This is a genomic window from Kitasatospora sp. NPDC005748, assembly GCF_040630735.1.
Taxonomy (GTDB): domain Bacteria; phylum Actinomycetota; class Actinomycetes; order Streptomycetales; family Streptomycetaceae; genus Kitasatospora.
In genome coordinates this window covers 12223-28727 of record NZ_JBEXYD010000052.1, presented here as the reverse complement: position 1 = coordinate 28727, position 16505 = coordinate 12223, and the positions used below count along the sequence as shown (strand labels likewise).

The following is a 16505-nucleotide window of genomic DNA, read 5'->3' as shown; positions in this document are numbered from 1 at the left end:
ATCGAAAGAGCCTGCGGTGTCCCCTTCCGAGAACCCGACGAGCGCGCACACCTTCCAGGTGGACCTGCGCGGCCTGGTGGACCTGCTCTCCCACCACCTCTACTCCAGCCCCCGGGTCTACCTGCGCGAGCTGCTGCAGAACGCGGTCGACGCGATCTCCGCCCGCCAGGCGCTCGACCCGGCCTCGCCGGCCCGGATCACCGTCCACGCCGACCAGGACCTCACCGTCACCGACACGGGGATCGGGCTCACCGAGGCCGACGTCCACACCTTCCTCGCCACCATCGGCCGCAGCTCCAAGCGCGACGCCGACGGCCGCCTCGACGGCGCCGGCCTGGCCCGCGCCCGCGGGGACTTCATCGGCCAGTTCGGCATCGGGCTGCTGGCCTGCTTCGTGGTCGCCGACGAGATCACCGTCGTCACCCGCTCCGCCGCCACCCCGGACGCGCCGGTCATCGAGTGGCGCGGCGGCTCCGACGGCCGTTACACCATCCGCACCCTGCCGCCGGAGGCCAAGCCCGAGCCCGGCACCACCGTCCGGCTGGCGCCGCGCGCCGACGCCGCCGAGTGGACCCGCTCCGACCGCGTCCTGGCGCTCGCCCGGGACTTCGGCGGCCTGCTGCGCCACGAGGTGACGGTGGTCGACGGCCGCGGCACCGCCACCCGGGTCAACCGCACCCCGCCGTGGGCCGAGCGGCACGGCTCCCCGCTGGCCCGCCGCGAGGCGCTGGCCACCTACTGCCGCACCACCTTCGACTTCACCCCGCTGGACACCATCGAGCTGGACCTGCCGCTGGTCGGCCTGCGCGGCGTCGCCTACGTCCTGCCGGACGCGGTGCCGCCGTCCCGCCGCTCCGGCCACCGGGTCCACCTCAAGGGCATGCTGCTGTCCGAGCAGGCCGACGAACTCCTGCCCGACTGGGCGTTCTTCGTCCGCTGCGTGGTCGACACCGACAGCCTGCGCCCCACCGCCTCGCGCGAGGGCCTGTACGCGGACGAGACGCTCGCCGCCGTCCGGGACGCCCTCGGCGCGCGCATCCGGGACTGGCTCACCGGGCTCTCCGCCAGCGATCCGGCCCTGCTGCACCGCTTCATCTCGGTGCACCACCTCGCCGTCAAGGAACTCGCTCGCTACGACGACGAGTTGCTGCGGATGCTGCTGCCCTGGCTGCCGTTCGAGACGACCGACGGCAATGTCACCCTGGACGAGTTCGCCCGCGCCCACCCGGTCGTCCTGGTGACGCGCACGGTCGAGGAGTTCCGCCAGGTCGCCCCGATCGCGGCCGCGGCCGGCCTCGGCGTGGTCAACGGCGGCTACACCTACGACCGGGACCTCGTCCACCGGCTGCCCGAGATCCGCCCCGGCACGTCGGTGGCCGACCTCGACCCGGGCACCGTCACCGCCCACCTGGACACCGTCGACCCGGCGGCCGAGCTGGCCGCGGCGGCGTTCCTCACCGTCGCCCGCGAGGTGGTCGGCCGGTTCGACTGCGACGTCGCGCTGCGCAGCTTCCACCCGACCAGCGCGCCCGCGCTGCTGCTGGACAACCGGGAGGCGCGGCACGAGCGCACCCGCGCCCAGCTCGCGGACGAGGCCGACGGCCTGTGGGCCGACATCCTCGGCTCGCTGCGCGCCGAGGCGCCGCGCGCCCAACTGGTGCTCAACCACCTCAACCCGCTGGTGCGCCGGGCCGCCTCGATCGGCGACCGCGAACTGACCGTCACCGCCGTCGAGGCGCTGTACGGGCAGGCCGTGCTGCTCACCCGCCGCCCGCTGAAGTCCAGCGAGAGCGCCCTGCTCAACCGGTCGTTCATCAGCTTGCTCGACCACGCGATGCTCGGCCACGAGTCGGCCGGTCGCGCCGCCGCCGGCCGTGACGCCGCCGACCGTGACGCCGCCGACCCGCAGAAGGAGTCCTGACCGTGGACGTACTGGACAGCGTCGACGCGGTGATGGCCGCGCTGCGCGAGAACGACGCCCGCCCGTACGGCCGGCTGCGGACCGTGACGGCGGAGGAACTGGTCGACGCCGCCGAGCAGTTCGACGACACCGCGGTCCGGGCGATGGCGCTGCTCGAACTGATGGAGGCCTACGAGTACGACGGCGAGCGGAGCAAGACCCCGGTGGTCTTCGCCCGGGTGCTGAAGCTCTGGGACACCGACCGCGACGGCTTCGGCGAGTGGGCCGGCCAGCAGGTGTTCTGGCGGTTCAAGTGGGTGGCCACCGCGCTGCTCGGCACCCCCGACGTCCCGCTGGACGCGGTGCGCCGCTGGCAGACCGAGATGCGCGACCGCTACCGCGCCGCCGGCCACGGCCTCCAGCCGTACTACGCGCAGCGGTACCACCTGGCCGCGCACACCGGGATCGACACCGAGCAGGCCTTCGAGCTGTGGGCGGCCCGGCCGCGCAGCGAACTGAGCGACTGCCGGGCCTGCGAGATCCGCGCCCAGGCGGGCCACCACGTACGGTCCGGGGACGACCGGCGGGCGCTGGACGCCTGGCGGCCGGTCTTCGAGGGCGAGAGCACCTGCGCCGAGGAGCCCTACCTCAGCCACGCCTACGCACTGCTGCCGCTGCTGCGCGAGGGCCGGCTGGACGACGCGCGCTCCAGCCACCTGGTCGGCTACCGGTTCGCCCGCGGCAAGTCCGGGATGGCCCGGGCGGTCGGCCTGCACGTGGAGTTCTGCGCGCTGTCCGGGAACGAGCCGCGCGGCCTGGAGATCCTGGCCGAGAACCGCGACCTGTTCGGCGTCACCGGGGACCAGGCCGGCCGGCTCGACTTCCTGACCGGCGTCGAGGTGCTGATCGCCGGGCTGGCCCGGAGCGGCCACGGCGGGCTCGCCGTCAGCGGACCGCCCGGCGCCGCCTGGACGGTGGACTCGCTCCTCGCCCACCTGCGCACCGAGGCGGACGCGCTGGCGGCCCGCTTCGACGCCCGCAACGGCACCGACGCGGTCGGCGCGCGCCGGCGGGCCCGGCTGGAGCGGCGCCCGCTGCTCGCCGAGCCGCTCGCGCTCGGGGTGCGGGCCGCGAGCACCCCGGAGCTGTCGGCCGCGCCGGCCACCCCGGCGGCGCCGCCGCGGGCCGCCGAGCCGGAGCCGGCGGACTTCGCCGACCTGGTCGTCCGGGCCCGCGAGCTGCACCTGCTGGGCCACCCGGACGGGGACCGCCTCTGGGAGCGGGTCGCCGAGCGCTTCGGCGCCGCGGACTACCGGCACACCGAGGGCACGGCGGCCGGCAGCGCCGCCCGGCTGCGGGCCGAACTCGCCGAGCAGCGGGCCCATACCGCGATCGAGCGGGACGACTGGACGGGCGGCCGGGCGGCGCTGCTGGAGGCGGCCGACCTCTTCGAGCGGGCGGGGCTGGCCGGGCGTGCCCTGGCGGTCCGCACCCGGGCCCTGGTGGTCGAACTCGGCGACGTCGAGGGCGCGACCTCCGACTGGCCCGCCCTGGACGCGGCGCTGGCCGAGGCCGAGGCGCTGCTCGCCGCGCCGCCGGCCGCGGACGCGGCAGCCGCCGGGCCGGCCATCACGACCGACGACTACCTGATCGTGCTGCAGTGCCGGGCCTTCGCGGCCCACCACGACCTCGTCCGGGCGCTGCCCGAGCCCCCGGCCGGGACGCTGGAGCGCTTCGAGGACACCGTCGCCGCGTACCGGCGGGAGAGCACCGAGCGGGGCTCGCTCCGGCGCACGGCCACCGCCCGCCAGTACGGCGCCGATGTGGCCGCCCGGCAGGGCCGGATGGCCGAGGCGGTGGCCGAACTGCGCGGCGCCCTGGAGCAGTTGGACGAAGCCGAACTGCCCTGGCACACGCCGCGGGTGCTCGGCCTGCTCGGCCAGGTGCTGCTGCAGAACGGCGACCGGGCCGAGGCCGTCGAGGTCTTCCACCGGGCGCTGGCCGAGGCCACCCGCTGGGCGGACGACTCGTACCCGTTCGGGGCGACGTACATGATGCTCGGCCACGCCTGCGCCCACCTCGGGGACAACGGCGCGGCCGTCCGGGCGCTCTCGCAGGCCGCCGCGCGCTTCGACCGCAAGGGTCCGGCGGGCGCCGAGGAGGCCGCCCAGGTGCGGCTCCAGCTCGCCGACCTGCTGCGGGACGCGGGCCGGGCGGCCGACGCGGTCGCCGTCCTGGAGTCGGTGCTGCTCGACCCGGCCGCGCCCGACCTGGACGAGCGGATGCTCGCGCAGGCCCGGCTGGACCTCGCGCGCGGACTGTTCGCGCTGGAGGAGTTCCGCGACTCGGCGGAGGAGTACCTGCGGCTCGCCGACGAGGTGGCCGGCTGGGAGGAGCAGCACACCCACACCGTGGTCGCCGGCGAGGCCGTCCTCGCGCTGGCCGAGGCGGGCCGCTGGGAGGCCGCCCGGACGGCCCGCGAGCGGGCCCTCGCCTCGCACGCGAAGGCGCCGAGGCCGGACCAGATCGCCGGTATGCTCCGGGATCTCGCCCGGATCACCATGCAGCGGCAGGGCCCCGGGGGGCTGGCCGAGGCGCTGGAGCGGCTGGCCGAGGCGGACGCCGTCCGGGAGGCCGCCGAGCGCGACGGCGAGCCGCACACCCCCTGGTACCTGCGCGGCGCCGTCCACTACGAGCGGGCCCGGGTGTACGCGGTGGCCGGGCGGCACGAGGAGGCACTGGCCGAGGCCGAGTCGGCGGTCACCGCCTACGAGGCGGGCGGGGAGCCGGCCGAGACGCCGCGCGCCGAGGCCGTCCGGCTGGCCGGGCTGATCGAGGGCACCGACCTCGGCCGGACGGAGCAGGCCCGGGCCCGTCTCGCCGCCGCCGCCGAGCGCTGCCGGGGCTTCGGACTGCACGAGGCGGCCGGCATCCTGACCGGACTGCGCGAGCGGATCGGCGCGCAGGAGCGGTGAGGTGACGGTGGGCCCGCCACCGCCGGGAGCGGCGGCGGGCCCACCGGGCGGCCCCGCGTCAGCAGGGGCCGTCGTCGGACCAGACGCCCCACTGTCCACTGGCCGACGGGTTCTCGTTGAGCGTCCACCACTTGGCGTGGTACTTGTGGCCGCTGTAGGACACCTTGCTGCCGTTGGTGTACGTCGTGGTGGCGCTCCAGGCCGGGTCGGCGCAGGCCCCCGGCGGGTTGCTGGTCGGGGGCGTGGTCGGGGGCGTGCTCGGCGGGGTGGTGGGCGGCGTGGCGCCGGCGAACCGCACGGTGAACTTGGTGAAGTCCCAGTCGCTCTGCGCCACGCTGGAGCACGACCCGGACAGCCCAGGGTCGACCGTGCCCGGGCACTGGCGGTCGCGGTTGACGGACCAGTAGGTGTACCGGGCCAGCTTGTGGGCGAGGGCGAAGTCCAGCACGGTCTGGAAGTCCGCCTGCCGGAAGTACTCGGCGGCGTCCGTGCGCCCGTTCATCAGCGAGACGCCCTCGTGCGCGTAGGCCTGGGCCTCGGTCCAGCCGAAGGTGGTCCGGAGGATCCCGTTGAAGGCGACCAGGGCGGCGGTCTGGGCGGCCGCGCCGTTGAAGCCGCCGTCGAACGGCATGATCGAGTAGTTGTCGGGGGTGAAGCCCTGCGCCTTCGCCTCGTTGAGCATCTGCTGCCCGAACCACCCGGTGCCCGCCCCGGTCCCGGCGGTGGTGATCGAGATGTAGAGCCCGGGGTTGTTCTGCTGGAGGATCCGGGCCGCGCCGATCTCGTTGTGGATGGCCGCCGTGTTCTCGTACTCCGGCTCCTCCAGGTCGAAGTCGATCGCCTTCAGCTGGTACTTGGTGATCACCTTCTGGTAGCCGGCGGCGGTGGCCTCCGGGGTTCCGCAACCCTGGCCGAGCTTGTTGCCGCCGTAGCCGCCGACCGAGACCGAGACGTCCCCGCCCTTGGCCCGGATGGTCTGGATCACCGCCGGCATGGTGGTGTCGGTGTCGATCGAGGAGGTGCCGCCCCAGGCCGGGGAACAGCCGCCCTTGTCCAGGATGAACGCCAGCTGGAACGCCTTCTGGCCGGTCGCGTCCATCACCGCCGCGGCGTCCGGCGGGCTGTTGTCCTCGGGCATCAGGTAGGGCGCCGAGGCGTACCAGTTGCTGCCGATCCCGGCGGCCGGGGCGGTGACGTCGGCCGCGGCGGCGCCGCCGCCGGCCAGCGCGACCGCGGCGCCGGCCACCAGGCCGAGCACCCCGGCCACCGCCACCGCGGCCCGGCGGGCCCGGGGCGTGCGGTGCGAGGGCCGGGCCCGCGGTCCGGTCGGTGGGGTGAAGTGCTGTGGGGGAAGAGCGCGTTCCATCGGGAACCTCTCCAGGAAACGGCGGGGGAAGGCCTGCCCGCGTCGAGGTGGGGGAGACGCGGTCGGGCGCGACAGCCGTGCCACGGGGGGAGCGTGCGGACGGCCTCCACTGGTATAGACCTGTCTGGAAACCGCCGTCAACCAATGGGACGGTCAAGCCTTCGGCCGGGCCCGGGCGGCGCTCTCCGGTGGCGGCCCTGGCGGCGGCGCCGGTGACGGCCCCGGCGGCGCTTCCCGGGGCCGGCCGACCGGACGTCCGGTGGTCGCTCCGGCCCGGCCCTGGATTCCGGGGCATTCCCGACCCCCCTCCCGGATCCGCCCTTGACCCCTTTTGTGCCCCCTTTCCGTCCCCTTTCCGTACGTCGTGATTGCCGCCCCGATTTCCTTCGATGGAACCGGATGCTCCGGTTCCGAGCGTGGTCCGCACCCGTTTCGAACGTGATCGAAGTTGGTCTAGACAAGCTGTTCATGTGTCGGTTACGTTTCCCGACACGAGATCTCGTCCGTAAGTGCAAAGCCGCTCCTGTCCAGCTATCGCAGCGTGGAGGAACAAATGGTTCAGGCGATTCTCAACCTGGTGGACCGCACCTTCTCCCGGGGCCTCAAGGAGGAGGCCGCGGACGCGTACTGCGCGTGCCCCGCGGGCACCAGCTCCTGGTGCTCCGGCGAGGTTCTGTACGTCCGCACGTGCTGCTCCTGGAACTGCGCCGTCGCGCCGTCCTGTGAGACCTACGGGATCATCGGCGGCTGCTGATCCCCGTCCCGGCGATCCATTCGCCGTGACGACGACGGCCGACTGACACACAAGTCCGCCGGCGCCCCCGCCCATCCGGGCGGGGGCGCCGGTGACGGGGGAGCCATGACTGCCTACCTGCTGCTCGGCGGCCGCTGCGTGCTCGCGGCCGTGTTCGCCGTCTCCGCGCTGGCCAAGTTCCGGGCGCCGCGCGAGTTCGCCTCCGCCCTGCGCGCGATGTCCGTCGTGCCCGGGCGCCTGACCGGTGCCGTCGCGGCCGCCGTCCCGGTGGTGGAGGTCGCCGCCGGCCTCCTGGTGTGGGCGTCGAAGCCCCTCGCGACCTGGGGGTTCGCGCTCGCCGGCGGGATGTTCGCGGCCTTCGCGGTGGTGCTGGTCTCCGTCCTGCGGCGCGGGCTGGACGTCTCCTGCTCGTGCTTCGGGGCCTCCGGGGTGCCCGTGAACCGGGCCCATGTGGTCCGCAACGCGGTCCTGCTCGCCATCGCCGGAGCCGGCCTGTCGGCGAGCACCGCGTCCGATCCCGGCGGCCTCGCCGCCGCCGGGGTGGCGGTCGCCCTGCTGGTCGCGGCCTTCGCCAGCATCCTGATCATCGCCACCGACACCCTGGTGGAACTCTTCTCGGCCGCCCGCTGACCGGCACCCGCCTTCCCTGGGCTCCCGCTTCCCCGGGGCTTTCCGGGCGCCCCCATCCCCGCGCGCACGACCGCGCCGGAACGAGGAACAGATAACCATGACCACGGTCTCCGTCATTCTGGTCGGCTGCCTTTCGGTATTCAATCTTCTGCTGACCCTGGTATTGGCCAGGAAAATCACCCTGGTGTCCCACGGAAATGCCCACGGTCATTCCCACGGAGCCTCCCAGGGTGGTGCTGCGGGCAGCATTCTGAGCGGTGTGTCTATTCCGGAGAACAAGCTCCCGGACGGCGCGCCGATGCCCGCTTTCCGGGCCGTCTCGCATTCCGGTGGTCCGTTTTCCGGTGACGACCTGACCGGTGACCGGGCAGTAGTCGGATTCTTCTCCACCACCTGCGGCTCGTGCCTCGAACAGGCCCCGGACTTCGTCAAGGCCGTGACGGCCTACCCCGGTGGGCGGGAGCGGGTGGTGGCCGTGGTCAAGGGCACCGGCCCGGTCGGCGACAACCTCGTCGCGATGCTCGAACCGGTGGCACGGGTGGTGGTCGAGCCCGCCGGGGTCGCCGAGGGTTCGGTGGCCGAGGCGTTCGGCGTGGTCCGCTGGCCGAGTTACGTGGACATCGACGCGGCGGGGCGGATCACCAACCGCCTTCTCCCGGCCGAACTCACCGTCGCCCCCGCCTCGCTGTGACCGGAACGCCTCCCGGAGCGCCCCCCGGGACGTCTGCCGGGCCGATGGCCGGCCCGTCGCCCGCCGGGGCTGCCGGGCACCGCCCCGCCGTTCCGGCGGAGGGCCGGCGGGCCCTGCGCTCGGGCGCCGCCGCCTGCGCCCTCGCCTGGCGCGCGAGCCCGGCCGCCCTGCTGCTCTCGCTGCTCACCAGCCTGGTGGCCGGGCTGTTGCCGGCCGGCACGGCGCTGCTGGTCAGCGACCTCTTCGACGACCTCACCGGGCCCGCCGGCACGGGCGCCCCCGCCGGGGTGCCCGTCCGCATCTGCGCGCTGCTGATCGCGGCCAGCCTCGGGCTGGCGCTCGCCCCCGCGTTCGGCGAGTTCACCCGGGCCCGCAGCAGCCGGGCCGTCCGGCTGCGGGTGCAGGAGGAACTCTTCGACGCCGTCAACCGGTTGCCCGGTCTGCGGCGCTTCGAGGACCCGCGCTTCCAGGACGAGTTGCGGCTCGCCCAGCAGGCCGGCGGCATCGCCCCCGACCTGCTCATCGGCTCGGCGTTCAGCAGCCTCCAGGCGCTGCTGACGGTCGCCGGCTTCCTCGGCACCCTGTTCGTGGTGAACCCGCTCCTCGGCGCGCTCACCCTGCTGCTGACGCTCCCGCTGATCCGCGTCCAGCTCGCCGCCGGGCGCCGCCGGGCGGCCGTGCTGCGCGAGACCATGCCGCGCAACCGCCGGCAGATGTTCTACGGCAGCCTGATCGCCGACGTCGACGCGGTGAAGGAGATCCGGCTCTTCGGCCTCCAGGACTTCTTCAAGCAGCGGGCGCGGACCGAACTCGTCGCGGTCTCCGAGGCGGAGAACCGCACCGACCGGCAGAACCTCGGGCACCGGCTGCCCGCCCTGCTGCTCGGCGTCGCGGTGTACGGGCTCGGCCTGGTCTGGGCCGTCCGGGCCGCCGCCGGGGGCGAGTTGTCGATCGGGCAGGTCTCGGTCTGCGTGGCGGCCGTGGCCGGCATCCAGTCCGGCGTCGGACAGCTCGCGAGCACCGGCGCGGCCGCCTACCAGGCGGCCATCACCTTCGCCCACTACCGCGCCCTGGGCACCGCCGAACCCGACCTCGCCCTGCCCGCCGTCCCGCTGGCACCCGGCCGGCTCGGCGGGACGATCGAGTTCCAGGACGTCTGGTTCCGCTACCACGAGGACGCGCCGTGGACGCTGCGCGGCGTCGACCTGACCGTCCCGGCCGGCTCGGTGACCGCGCTGATCGGCCTCAACGGCGCGGGCAAGAGCACCCTGGTCAAGCTGCTCTGTCGGCTCTACGACCCGGGTCGCGGCCGGATCCTCTGGGACGGCGTCGACATCCGCGAGTTCACGCCGGAGGCCTACCGGGAGCGGATCGGCGCGGTCTTCCAGGACTACTGCCGCTACGACCTCACCGCGGGCGAGAACATCGGCCTCGGCCGCCTCGACCACCTCCAGGACCGCGACCGGGTCGCCGGGGCCGCCCGCGCCGCCGGGGTGCACGCCCGGATCGACCGGCTGGAGGGCGGCTACGACGCGCTGCTCAGCCGGATCTTCCTGCCCGAGGGGGCGGGCACCGGCTGGGGCCATTCGCTCTCCGGCGGCGAGTGGCAACGACTCGCCGTGGCGCGGGCGTTCATGCGCCGGGACGCCGACCTGATGATCCTCGACGAGCCCAGCGCCGGGCTGGACGCGGCCGCCGAGAAGGAGGTCCACGACAGCCTGCGCGAACTGCGCCGGGGAGCGACCAGCGTCATCGTGTCGCACCGCCTCGCCGCAGTCCGCGACGCCGACCGGATCGTCGTCCTCGCCGAGGGGCGGGTCACCGAGGTGGGCACCCACGAGTCCCTGATGACGCTCGGCGGCCGCTACGCCGAACTGTTCACCCTCCAGGCCGAGGGCTACCAGCCCGCGGCCGGCCCGGTTCCGTAGGAGACCCCCATGACGCAACTGCTCCTCGCCGTCGGCGGCGCGATCGCCGCCGTGGTGGTGGTCGTCGCCGCGCTGGCCCGCACCGCGCTGTCGGTCGTCGTGGTCTCCGGGCCGAGCATGGCCCCCGCCCTGCGGCCGGGCCAGCGCGTCCTGGTCCTGCGCCGGAGCTGGGCGCGGCTTCGGCCGGGCCGGATCGTCGTGGTCTCCCCGGCCGACCTGGACCTCCCCGCCGACCCGGCCGGCCGCCGCCCGCGGCGGCTCCTGGTGAAGCGCCTCGCCGCCCTGCCGGGCGACCCGGTGCCCGACCCGGTCCGCGCCGCGGCCGGCACCACCGTCGTGCCCGGCGGCCAGGTGGTCCTGCTCGGCGACAACCCCGCCTTCAGCACCGACTCCCGCCTCTGGGGCGCCGTCCCGGCCACCAGCATCGTCGGCGTGGTCCTCGACGGCGTCCCCCTGCGCGGCTGACGGGCCCCGGGGTCGTGTCAGGTGGGCGGTTCGGGGGCCTGGGCGGGGGTGCGGGGGTGGAAGGGCAGGTCGGGGCGGGTGCGGGGTGGTCGGTTAGGGTGGCCGGATGGGGGCGGACCGGGGGGTGGCGGAGGGGCGGCAGGCCGTCGCGGTCCTGGCGGCCCTGCGGGCGCGCCCGCTGCGTTTCCCGTTCACCTCCACCCCGTGGCGTTGCTGGGGGCACGTGCTCGGGGGTGCGGTGTTCGGGCCGCTGCTGCTGGCCCTGCTCGCCGCCCTGCTGCTGATCGGCACCGGGCTGTCCGTCGTCGGGGTCGGCCTGGTGGTCCTGCTGGGCGTCGCGCTCGCCGGGATCCCGGTCGGCGCGCTGGAGCGCCGCCGGCTGCGGCTGGTGGAGCCGGTGCCCGTGCCCGACCCGCACCGCGCGCTGCCCGGGGTCGGCCGGCGGGCCCGGCTGCGGACCAGGCTGCGTGAGCGCGCCACCTGGCGCGAGCTCGGCTACACCGCCCTGTTCGCCCTGGTCCTGAGCGTCGTCGACCTGGCCTTCACGGCCCTGCTGGTGTTCTGCGGCGCGCTGGTCGTCAGCCCGCTGGTGGTCTGGGCGCTGGCCCCCGAGACCGTGATGCTGATCCCCGGCCGGGCCGTCCCCGGTCCCGCCGCCGCCCTCCCCGCGACCGCCGTCGGACTGGGCGGCCTGCTGCTCTGCGGGTACGCGGGCGCGCTGCTGACCGCCGGCCGGGTCCGGCTGGTCCGGTTCCTGCTCGGCCCCCGGCCGGAGGGCCTCGGTCGACAGGTCCTCGAACTCACCCGCTCGCGGGCCCGCCTGGTCGACGCCTTCGAGGCCGAACGCCGGCGGATCGAACGCGATCTGCACGACGGCGCCCAGCAACAGCTCGTCGCCCTCAGCATGACCCTCGGGCTGGCCGCGTACGAGCTTCGCGGGCGGGCGGACGACGACCCGGCGCTCGCACTGGTCGACCGGGCGCGCGGCGAGGCCCGGCAGGCGCTCGAACAGCTGCGGGACCTCGTCCGGGGCATCCACCCGCAGGTGCTCACCGACCACGGGCTGGCCGCCGCCGTCGCCGAGGTCGCGCTGCGCCACCCGGTCCCGGTCGCGGTGGACATCGACCTGCCGGACCGGCTGCCCGGACCGGTCGAGACGACGGCCTACTTCACCGTCACCGAGGCGCTCACCAACGCGGCCAAGCACAGCGGGGCCACCGCGGTCACCGTCCACGGCCGGGTCGACGACGGCCGGTTGGTGCTCCAGGTGACGGACGACGGCCGCGGCGGGGCCGACCCGGCCGCCGGGGCGGGGCTGCAGGGCCTGGCCGACCGGATCGCGATTCTGAGAGGGAGGCTGATGGTGACCAGTCCGATCGGCGGGCCGACGCGGCTCCGGGTGGAGGTGCCGTGCTCCGGATCGTGATCGCCGAGGACGCGGTGCTGCTCCGGGCCGGGCTGGTCGAGCTGCTGGCCCGTGGCGGCCACCAGGTGGTGGCCGCGGTCGGCGACGCGGCCGCGCTGGCCGCCGCCGTGGACGCGGACCGCCCCGACCTCGTGCTCACCGACGTCCGGATGCCGCCGGACTTCCACGACGAGGGCCTGCGGGCCGCCCTGGAGCTGCGCGAACGCCACCCGGGCCTGCCCGTGCTGGTGCTCTCCCAGTACGTGGCCACCCCGTACGCCACCCGGCTGCTCGGCGCCGCGGGCGCGCAGCCCGCCGGGCTCGGCTACCTGCTGAAGGACCGGGTCGGCGAGGTGGCGGACTTCCTGGACGCGCTGCGCCGGGTGGCGGCCGGTCAGACGGTGATCGATCCCGAGGTGGTCCGGGTCCTGCTCCGGCAGCAGGCGGCGGACCGGCCACTGGCCCGGCTGACCCCGCGTGAGCGGGAGGTGCTGGCGCTGATGGCGGAGGGGCTGAACAACCAGACCGTCGCCGGGCGGCTGGGCATCACCGAGGCCTCGGTGGTCAAGCACTGCGGGAACATCTTCATGAAGCTCGACCTCGACCCGGCGGAGGGCAACCGCCGGGTGCTGGCGGTGCTGGCGCACCTGCGGGGGGAGTAGGTCCGGGGCGGGCCCCTCCGGAAGCGGGTGCGGACCCGCCCGACCCAGCGGGCGGTGCCGCCTCACCCGCGGCGGACGGACCCCTCCGGGGCGGCGGCGTCCGCGCCCGCCGGGTCGAGCAGCTCCGCGAGGCGGCGGGCGGAGGCCTCCCAGGACCACTGCGCCCGGACCCAGCGCCGTCCCGCCGCCCCCATCCGGGCGCGGTCGGCCGCCGGGGCGCCGAGGATGCGGCCGACCGCGTCCGCGACGGCGGCCGGACTCCGGCCGTCGACGACGGCGCCGGTGACCCCGTCGAGGACGGCGTCGGGCGCGCCACCGGACCGGCCCGCGACCACCGGCAGCCCGGCGGCCGCCGCCTCCAGGAAGACGATGCCCAGGCCCTCCGCCTCCAGACCGGCCCGCCGGGTGCGGCACGGCATCGCGAAGACGTCCGCCGCCGCGTAGTAGGCGGGTGTCGCCGCGTGCTCCCGGCCGCCGGCGAAGACCACCGAGCCGGGCTCGGTGTGGTGCCGGGCGAGGGCGCGCAGCCGTCGTTCGTCCGGGCCCCGGCCGACCAGGACCAGGACGGCCCCCGGCACCGTCCGCCGGATCAGCGGGAGGGCCCGGATCAGGGCGTCCTGACCCTTGCGGGGGACCAGCCGGGCCACGCAGAGGATCATCGGCGCGCCGGTGTCCGGGGCGCCCGCCGCGCCCGCGCCCGCCGGCCGGAAGCGATCCGCGTCCACACCCGGCACGAGCCGTTCCAGCCGGGCCCGGGGCCCGAGCGCGGGGGCGATCCGCGCCCGGGTGTACTCGCCGAGGTAGGTGACCACGTCGACGTGGTCACCGATCCGCCGGAGCAGTCGGCGGGCCCCGGGGGTGCGGGCCCACCAGATCTCGTGTCCGTGCGTGGTGGCGACCGTGCGGGCGATCCCGGGGGCCTGCCGCCGGAGCCCGGGCGTCATCGCGGCGAGCGGGGCGGCGGCGCCGAACCAGACCCGGTCGCACCCGTGCGCGCGGGCGATCTCGGCGGCCCGCCGGGTGACCCTGGCGGTCGGCAGCAGCGTCCGGGACCGGTCGCGGATCACCGGGAAGGGGAGGGCCGCGTCGTGCGCGGCGGCGCCGGGCTCGTCCGAGGTGAGGACGACGACCTCGTCGGCGGGCAGACGGGTGGCCAGGGCGTGGACGAAGGTTTCGATGCCGCCCTGCCGGGGCGGGAAGTCATTGGTGACGATGAGTGTGCCGGCCATGGGGTCGGTGCAACCTCGGTTCGGGGATCGGTGAGCGGATCGGTTCGGGGATTGGTTCGGGGATCGGTTCGGGGATCGGCGAGGGCGCCGGTGCGGGGAGCGGGGCGGGCTTGCGAGCGGGCCCAGAGGGTGAGCAGGAGCGGTAGCGCCAGGTAGCCGAACCGCCCGGCGGGTGCGAGCAGGAAGGCCACGCAGAGCCCGAGGGCGAGCCGGTCGGCGGCGCCGACGGCGTCCCGGGGCGGGCGCAGCACCAGCGAGGTGGCGACGGCCAGTCCGCCGAGCAGCAGCAGCGTCACGGCGGCGTACCAGCCGGCCGGGCCGAGGTCCGCGAGCAGCCGGCCGGGCAGCGGGCTGCCCGCCGGGGTGGGCAGCGGGCCGCGTCCGGTGGGGAAGGCGAACACCTGGTGGAACATCGGGCCGGGCGAGCGCAGCGCCCCCGGCAGGACGAGGACGGCCGTGCCCGCCAGCGCGACCGCCGTGGCGCGCAGCGCCGCCCGCCGGCCGGCCGTGGCGGCGAGCAGGGCCGCGACGACCGCGACCGCGGGCCAGGCCGTCCACTTGAGCGCGCAGGCCGCGGCGAGCGCCAGCCCGGCGGCGCCGGGGCGGTCCCGGGCGGCCAGGGCGAGGGCCAGGCAGCAGAGGCCGGTCATCGGCAGGTCCACGCCGCTCACGCAGAGCGGCAGCGCGACCAGCGGCGAGGCGGTGAGCGCCGCGAGCCCGGCCCGGTGCCGGCGGCCGGCCGCGAACAGGCAGCCCAGGAACGCGGCGGCGCACCAGAGCCGGGCGTCCCCGAGCAGCCGGGCCGGCCACTCCTGTGCGCCCAGCACCGCGCGGGGCAGCCCGAACAGCGCCATGCCGGGCAGGTACGGCGTGTACTCGGAGACCGTGTGCGGATCGGCCAGGTAGGGGGTGCCGTGCCGGAGCAGCAGCTCCGCGGACCGCTCGATGACGGCGACCTCGCTCTGCCCCTGGCCGGTCAGCACCAGCCGCAGCAGCGGCAGGGCCAGGGCCCCGAGCAGGGCCACCGCCACGGACCAGGAGCGGGCCCGCCGCCACGGCAGCACGAGTACGGCAACGGCCGCCGCCAGATAGCCCGTTGCGGCGATGGCGCCCCAACTGCGGTGCGGCCCGAGCCCGGAGACGAGCGGGAAGGCCGCCGCCCAGCCGGCTGCGGTCAGCCAACCGGCGCACCACGGTGCCCGCCGGTCGAACCGCCCGGCCCGGTAGGTGAGTTGGGCTCCCCCGGGGCGATGGTGGTCCCGGTCGCGGTGGTCGCGTCTGCCTCGGTGATTCAGCACCCCTTCATTCCAGCGGCGCAGTACGGCCGGGTCATGACGGCCAGGTCGAGACCTGGGGTCGGGTTTCCCCTACCTTCGTCGCCCGCCCACCTTCGCCCTGACGTTCGGTGACGACGGAAACACGTTCGGTGGCGAACCTCGCTATCGTGGTCCCGTGGTGAGGTCGTGGGATGCCGCGGTGGAGCGGGCGCAGGAGCGGTTGGCGGCGGTGCCCCGGCTGCGGACGGTGGACGGCGGGGACGGGCGGCGGTTCGAGCTCTGGGACGTGGCGTCCCGCGCCGAGGGCGAGCTGGGCGAGCGGGTGGACCCGGACGCCCTGACCCCGGAGGCCGAGCGCGGGCTGCGCGAGCGGCTCGGCGAGGGCGGCCGGGAGTGGCCCGACGGCGGGCTCTACCGCCGCCGCTACTGGGTGCACGGCCCGGACGGCCGGGACGGTCCGCCGGTCGGCACGGTGGCGGTCGACAACTGGACCAGGGGGCCGGGCCAACTGGCCGTCTCCTCGCTCTACCTGCGCCCCGGCGCGCGCGGCCGCGGCCACGCCGCCGCCGTGCTCGACGAGGTGTACCGGGCGGCCGCGGCCGAGGGGATGCCCGGCTACCGCCTGGACGCGCACTGGACCTGGCAGCACGCCGTCCGCTACTACCTGCGGCGCGGACTCTGGGTGGTCTCCTGGAAGCACGCCCTCGGCCTCGCCCGGATGCCGCAGCTGCCGTCCTACCGGGTGCGCGAGGAGGACGACCGGCTGCTCCTGCTGGTCTCCGACGCCCGCCACGGCTGGGTGCCGCTGCTCGCCGCCGGGCGGGAGGGCCGGTGGCTGCGCCTGGACGAGACGGCCGCCTACCGGCAGAGCGACGGGTGGGTGCACGACTTCGCCCGCTCGACGCTCGCCCTGCACCTCGCGCTGGCGGGCCGGCCGCTGGTGCGCGGTCCGCAGTGGTGGGCGGAGGCCTGGCGCTGGTCCGACACCGGCGAGCCGGAGGGCCTCGCGTACAAGATCGAGCACTTCGAGCGGCTCGCGCGCGACGCCGGCCGGCGCGTCGTCTCCCCCTACCGGCCGGAGGGGGCCGGGCCGGAGCGGCCGGTCCTGCGGGAGTCGGACCGGGCCCCGCAGGTGCCCGGCCCGGCCGGCCGGCTGCCGAGTACCGCCCCGGGGCCGTGACGGCGCCGCCACCACCGTTCGCGACGGCCGCGCACACCCGCGG

General features: G+C 75.9%; 13 protein-coding genes. 10 read left to right on the top strand and 3 right to left on the bottom strand.

Features of this window, described 5'->3' with window-relative positions:
* The first annotated feature begins 16 nt into the window (after positions 1 to 16).
* Both ABZ495_RS28545 and ABZ495_RS28540 read left to right on the top strand, forming a co-directional pair.
* Positions 17 to 1921, top strand: a complete 1905-nt coding sequence (locus tag ABZ495_RS28545) for an HSP90 family protein (RefSeq protein WP_359838777.1) — start codon at positions 17 to 19, stop codon at positions 1919 to 1921.
* 2 nt (positions 1922 to 1923) lie between these two features.
* Complete coding sequence (locus tag ABZ495_RS28540) at positions 1924 to 4875, top strand: hypothetical protein (RefSeq protein WP_359838775.1); 2952 nt, start codon at positions 1924 to 1926, stop codon at positions 4873 to 4875.
* Between the two features lie 58 nt (positions 4876 to 4933).
* On the opposite strand, the gene ABZ495_RS28535 is transcribed toward ABZ495_RS28540, so the two are convergent.
* Positions 4934 to 6121 carry a carbohydrate-binding protein gene (locus ABZ495_RS28535; protein ID WP_359838796.1) on the bottom strand — a complete coding sequence of 396 codons (1188 nt, stop codon included), beginning with the start codon at positions 6119 to 6121 and terminating at the stop codon, positions 4934 to 4936.
* 673 nt (positions 6122 to 6794) lie between these two features.
* Here ABZ495_RS28535 and ABZ495_RS28530 point away from each other — a divergent pair.
* From ABZ495_RS28530 to ABZ495_RS28500, 7 genes are all read left to right on the top strand, one after another.
* On the top strand, positions 6795 to 6995 hold the full coding sequence (locus ABZ495_RS28530; protein WP_359805318.1) for a hypothetical protein: 201 nt from the start codon (positions 6795 to 6797) through the stop codon (positions 6993 to 6995).
* A 105-nt stretch (positions 6996 to 7100) separates the two neighbouring features.
* A complete protein-coding gene (locus tag ABZ495_RS28525) occupies positions 7101 to 7625 on the top strand; it encodes a MauE/DoxX family redox-associated membrane protein (RefSeq protein ID WP_359805320.1) in 525 nt (174 codons plus the stop codon).
* Positions 7626 to 7722: 97 nt separating this feature from the next.
* Complete coding sequence (locus ABZ495_RS28520; protein ID WP_359838773.1) at positions 7723 to 8316, top strand: TlpA disulfide reductase family protein; 594 nt, start codon at positions 7723 to 7725, stop codon at positions 8314 to 8316.
* A 44-nt stretch (positions 8317 to 8360) separates the two neighbouring features.
* Positions 8361 to 10244, top strand: a complete 1884-nt coding sequence (locus ABZ495_RS28515) for an ABC transporter ATP-binding protein (protein WP_359838771.1) — start codon at positions 8361 to 8363, stop codon at positions 10242 to 10244.
* A 9-nt stretch (positions 10245 to 10253) separates the two neighbouring features.
* Positions 10254 to 10709, top strand: a complete 456-nt coding sequence (locus ABZ495_RS28510; protein ID WP_359805326.1) for a S26 family signal peptidase — start codon at positions 10254 to 10256, stop codon at positions 10707 to 10709.
* 106 nt (positions 10710 to 10815) lie between these two features.
* Positions 10816 to 12135 (top strand): sensor domain-containing protein, encoded by a 1320-nt coding sequence (locus ABZ495_RS28505; RefSeq protein ID WP_359805327.1) that lies wholly within the window; start codon positions 10816 to 10818, stop codon positions 12133 to 12135.
* Positions 12120 to 12776, top strand: coding sequence for a response regulator transcription factor (locus ABZ495_RS28500; RefSeq protein ID WP_329490319.1), 657 nt, complete (start codon positions 12120 to 12122; stop codon positions 12774 to 12776). The genes ABZ495_RS28505 and ABZ495_RS28500 overlap by 16 nt, the downstream gene beginning before the upstream one ends.
* A 62-nt stretch (positions 12777 to 12838) precedes the next feature.
* Here the strand turns inward: ABZ495_RS28500 and ABZ495_RS28495 are convergent, their stop codons facing one another.
* Together ABZ495_RS28495 and ABZ495_RS28490 are read right to left on the bottom strand one after the other, a co-directional pair.
* Positions 12839 to 13933 carry a glycosyltransferase family 4 protein gene (locus ABZ495_RS28495; RefSeq protein WP_359838794.1) on the bottom strand — a complete coding sequence of 365 codons (1095 nt, stop codon included), beginning with the start codon at positions 13931 to 13933 and terminating at the stop codon, positions 12839 to 12841.
* On the bottom strand, positions 13840 to 15303 hold the full coding sequence (locus ABZ495_RS28490) for a hypothetical protein (RefSeq protein WP_359838770.1): 1464 nt from the start codon (positions 15301 to 15303) through the stop codon (positions 13840 to 13842). Before ABZ495_RS28490 ends, ABZ495_RS28495 begins: the two co-directional genes overlap by 94 nt.
* A 154-nt stretch (positions 15304 to 15457) precedes the next feature.
* On the opposite strand from ABZ495_RS28490, the gene ABZ495_RS28485 reads away from it, so the two are divergent.
* Entirely contained in the window at positions 15458 to 16462 is a 1005-nt protein-coding gene (locus ABZ495_RS28485) for a GNAT family N-acetyltransferase (RefSeq protein WP_359838768.1), read from the top strand.
* Positions 16463 to 16505: the final 43 nt, after the last annotated feature.

Coding starts and splice junctions, on each gene's coding strand:
- ABZ495_RS28520 (WP_359838773.1), top strand. CDS start 7,723: ATGACCACGGTCTCCGTCATTCTGGTCGGCTGCCTTTCGGTATTCAAT.
- ABZ495_RS28515 (WP_359838771.1), top strand. CDS start 8,361: ATGGCCGGCCCGTCGCCCGCCGGGGCTGCCGGGCACCGCCCCGCCGTT.
- ABZ495_RS28530 (WP_359805318.1), top strand. CDS start 6,795: ATGGTTCAGGCGATTCTCAACCTGGTGGACCGCACCTTCTCCCGGGGC.
- ABZ495_RS28505 (WP_359805327.1), top strand. CDS start 10,816: ATGGGGGCGGACCGGGGGGTGGCGGAGGGGCGGCAGGCCGTCGCGGTC.
- ABZ495_RS28525 (WP_359805320.1), top strand. CDS start 7,101: ATGACTGCCTACCTGCTGCTCGGCGGCCGCTGCGTGCTCGCGGCCGTG.
- ABZ495_RS28510 (WP_359805326.1), top strand. CDS start 10,254: ATGACGCAACTGCTCCTCGCCGTCGGCGGCGCGATCGCCGCCGTGGTG.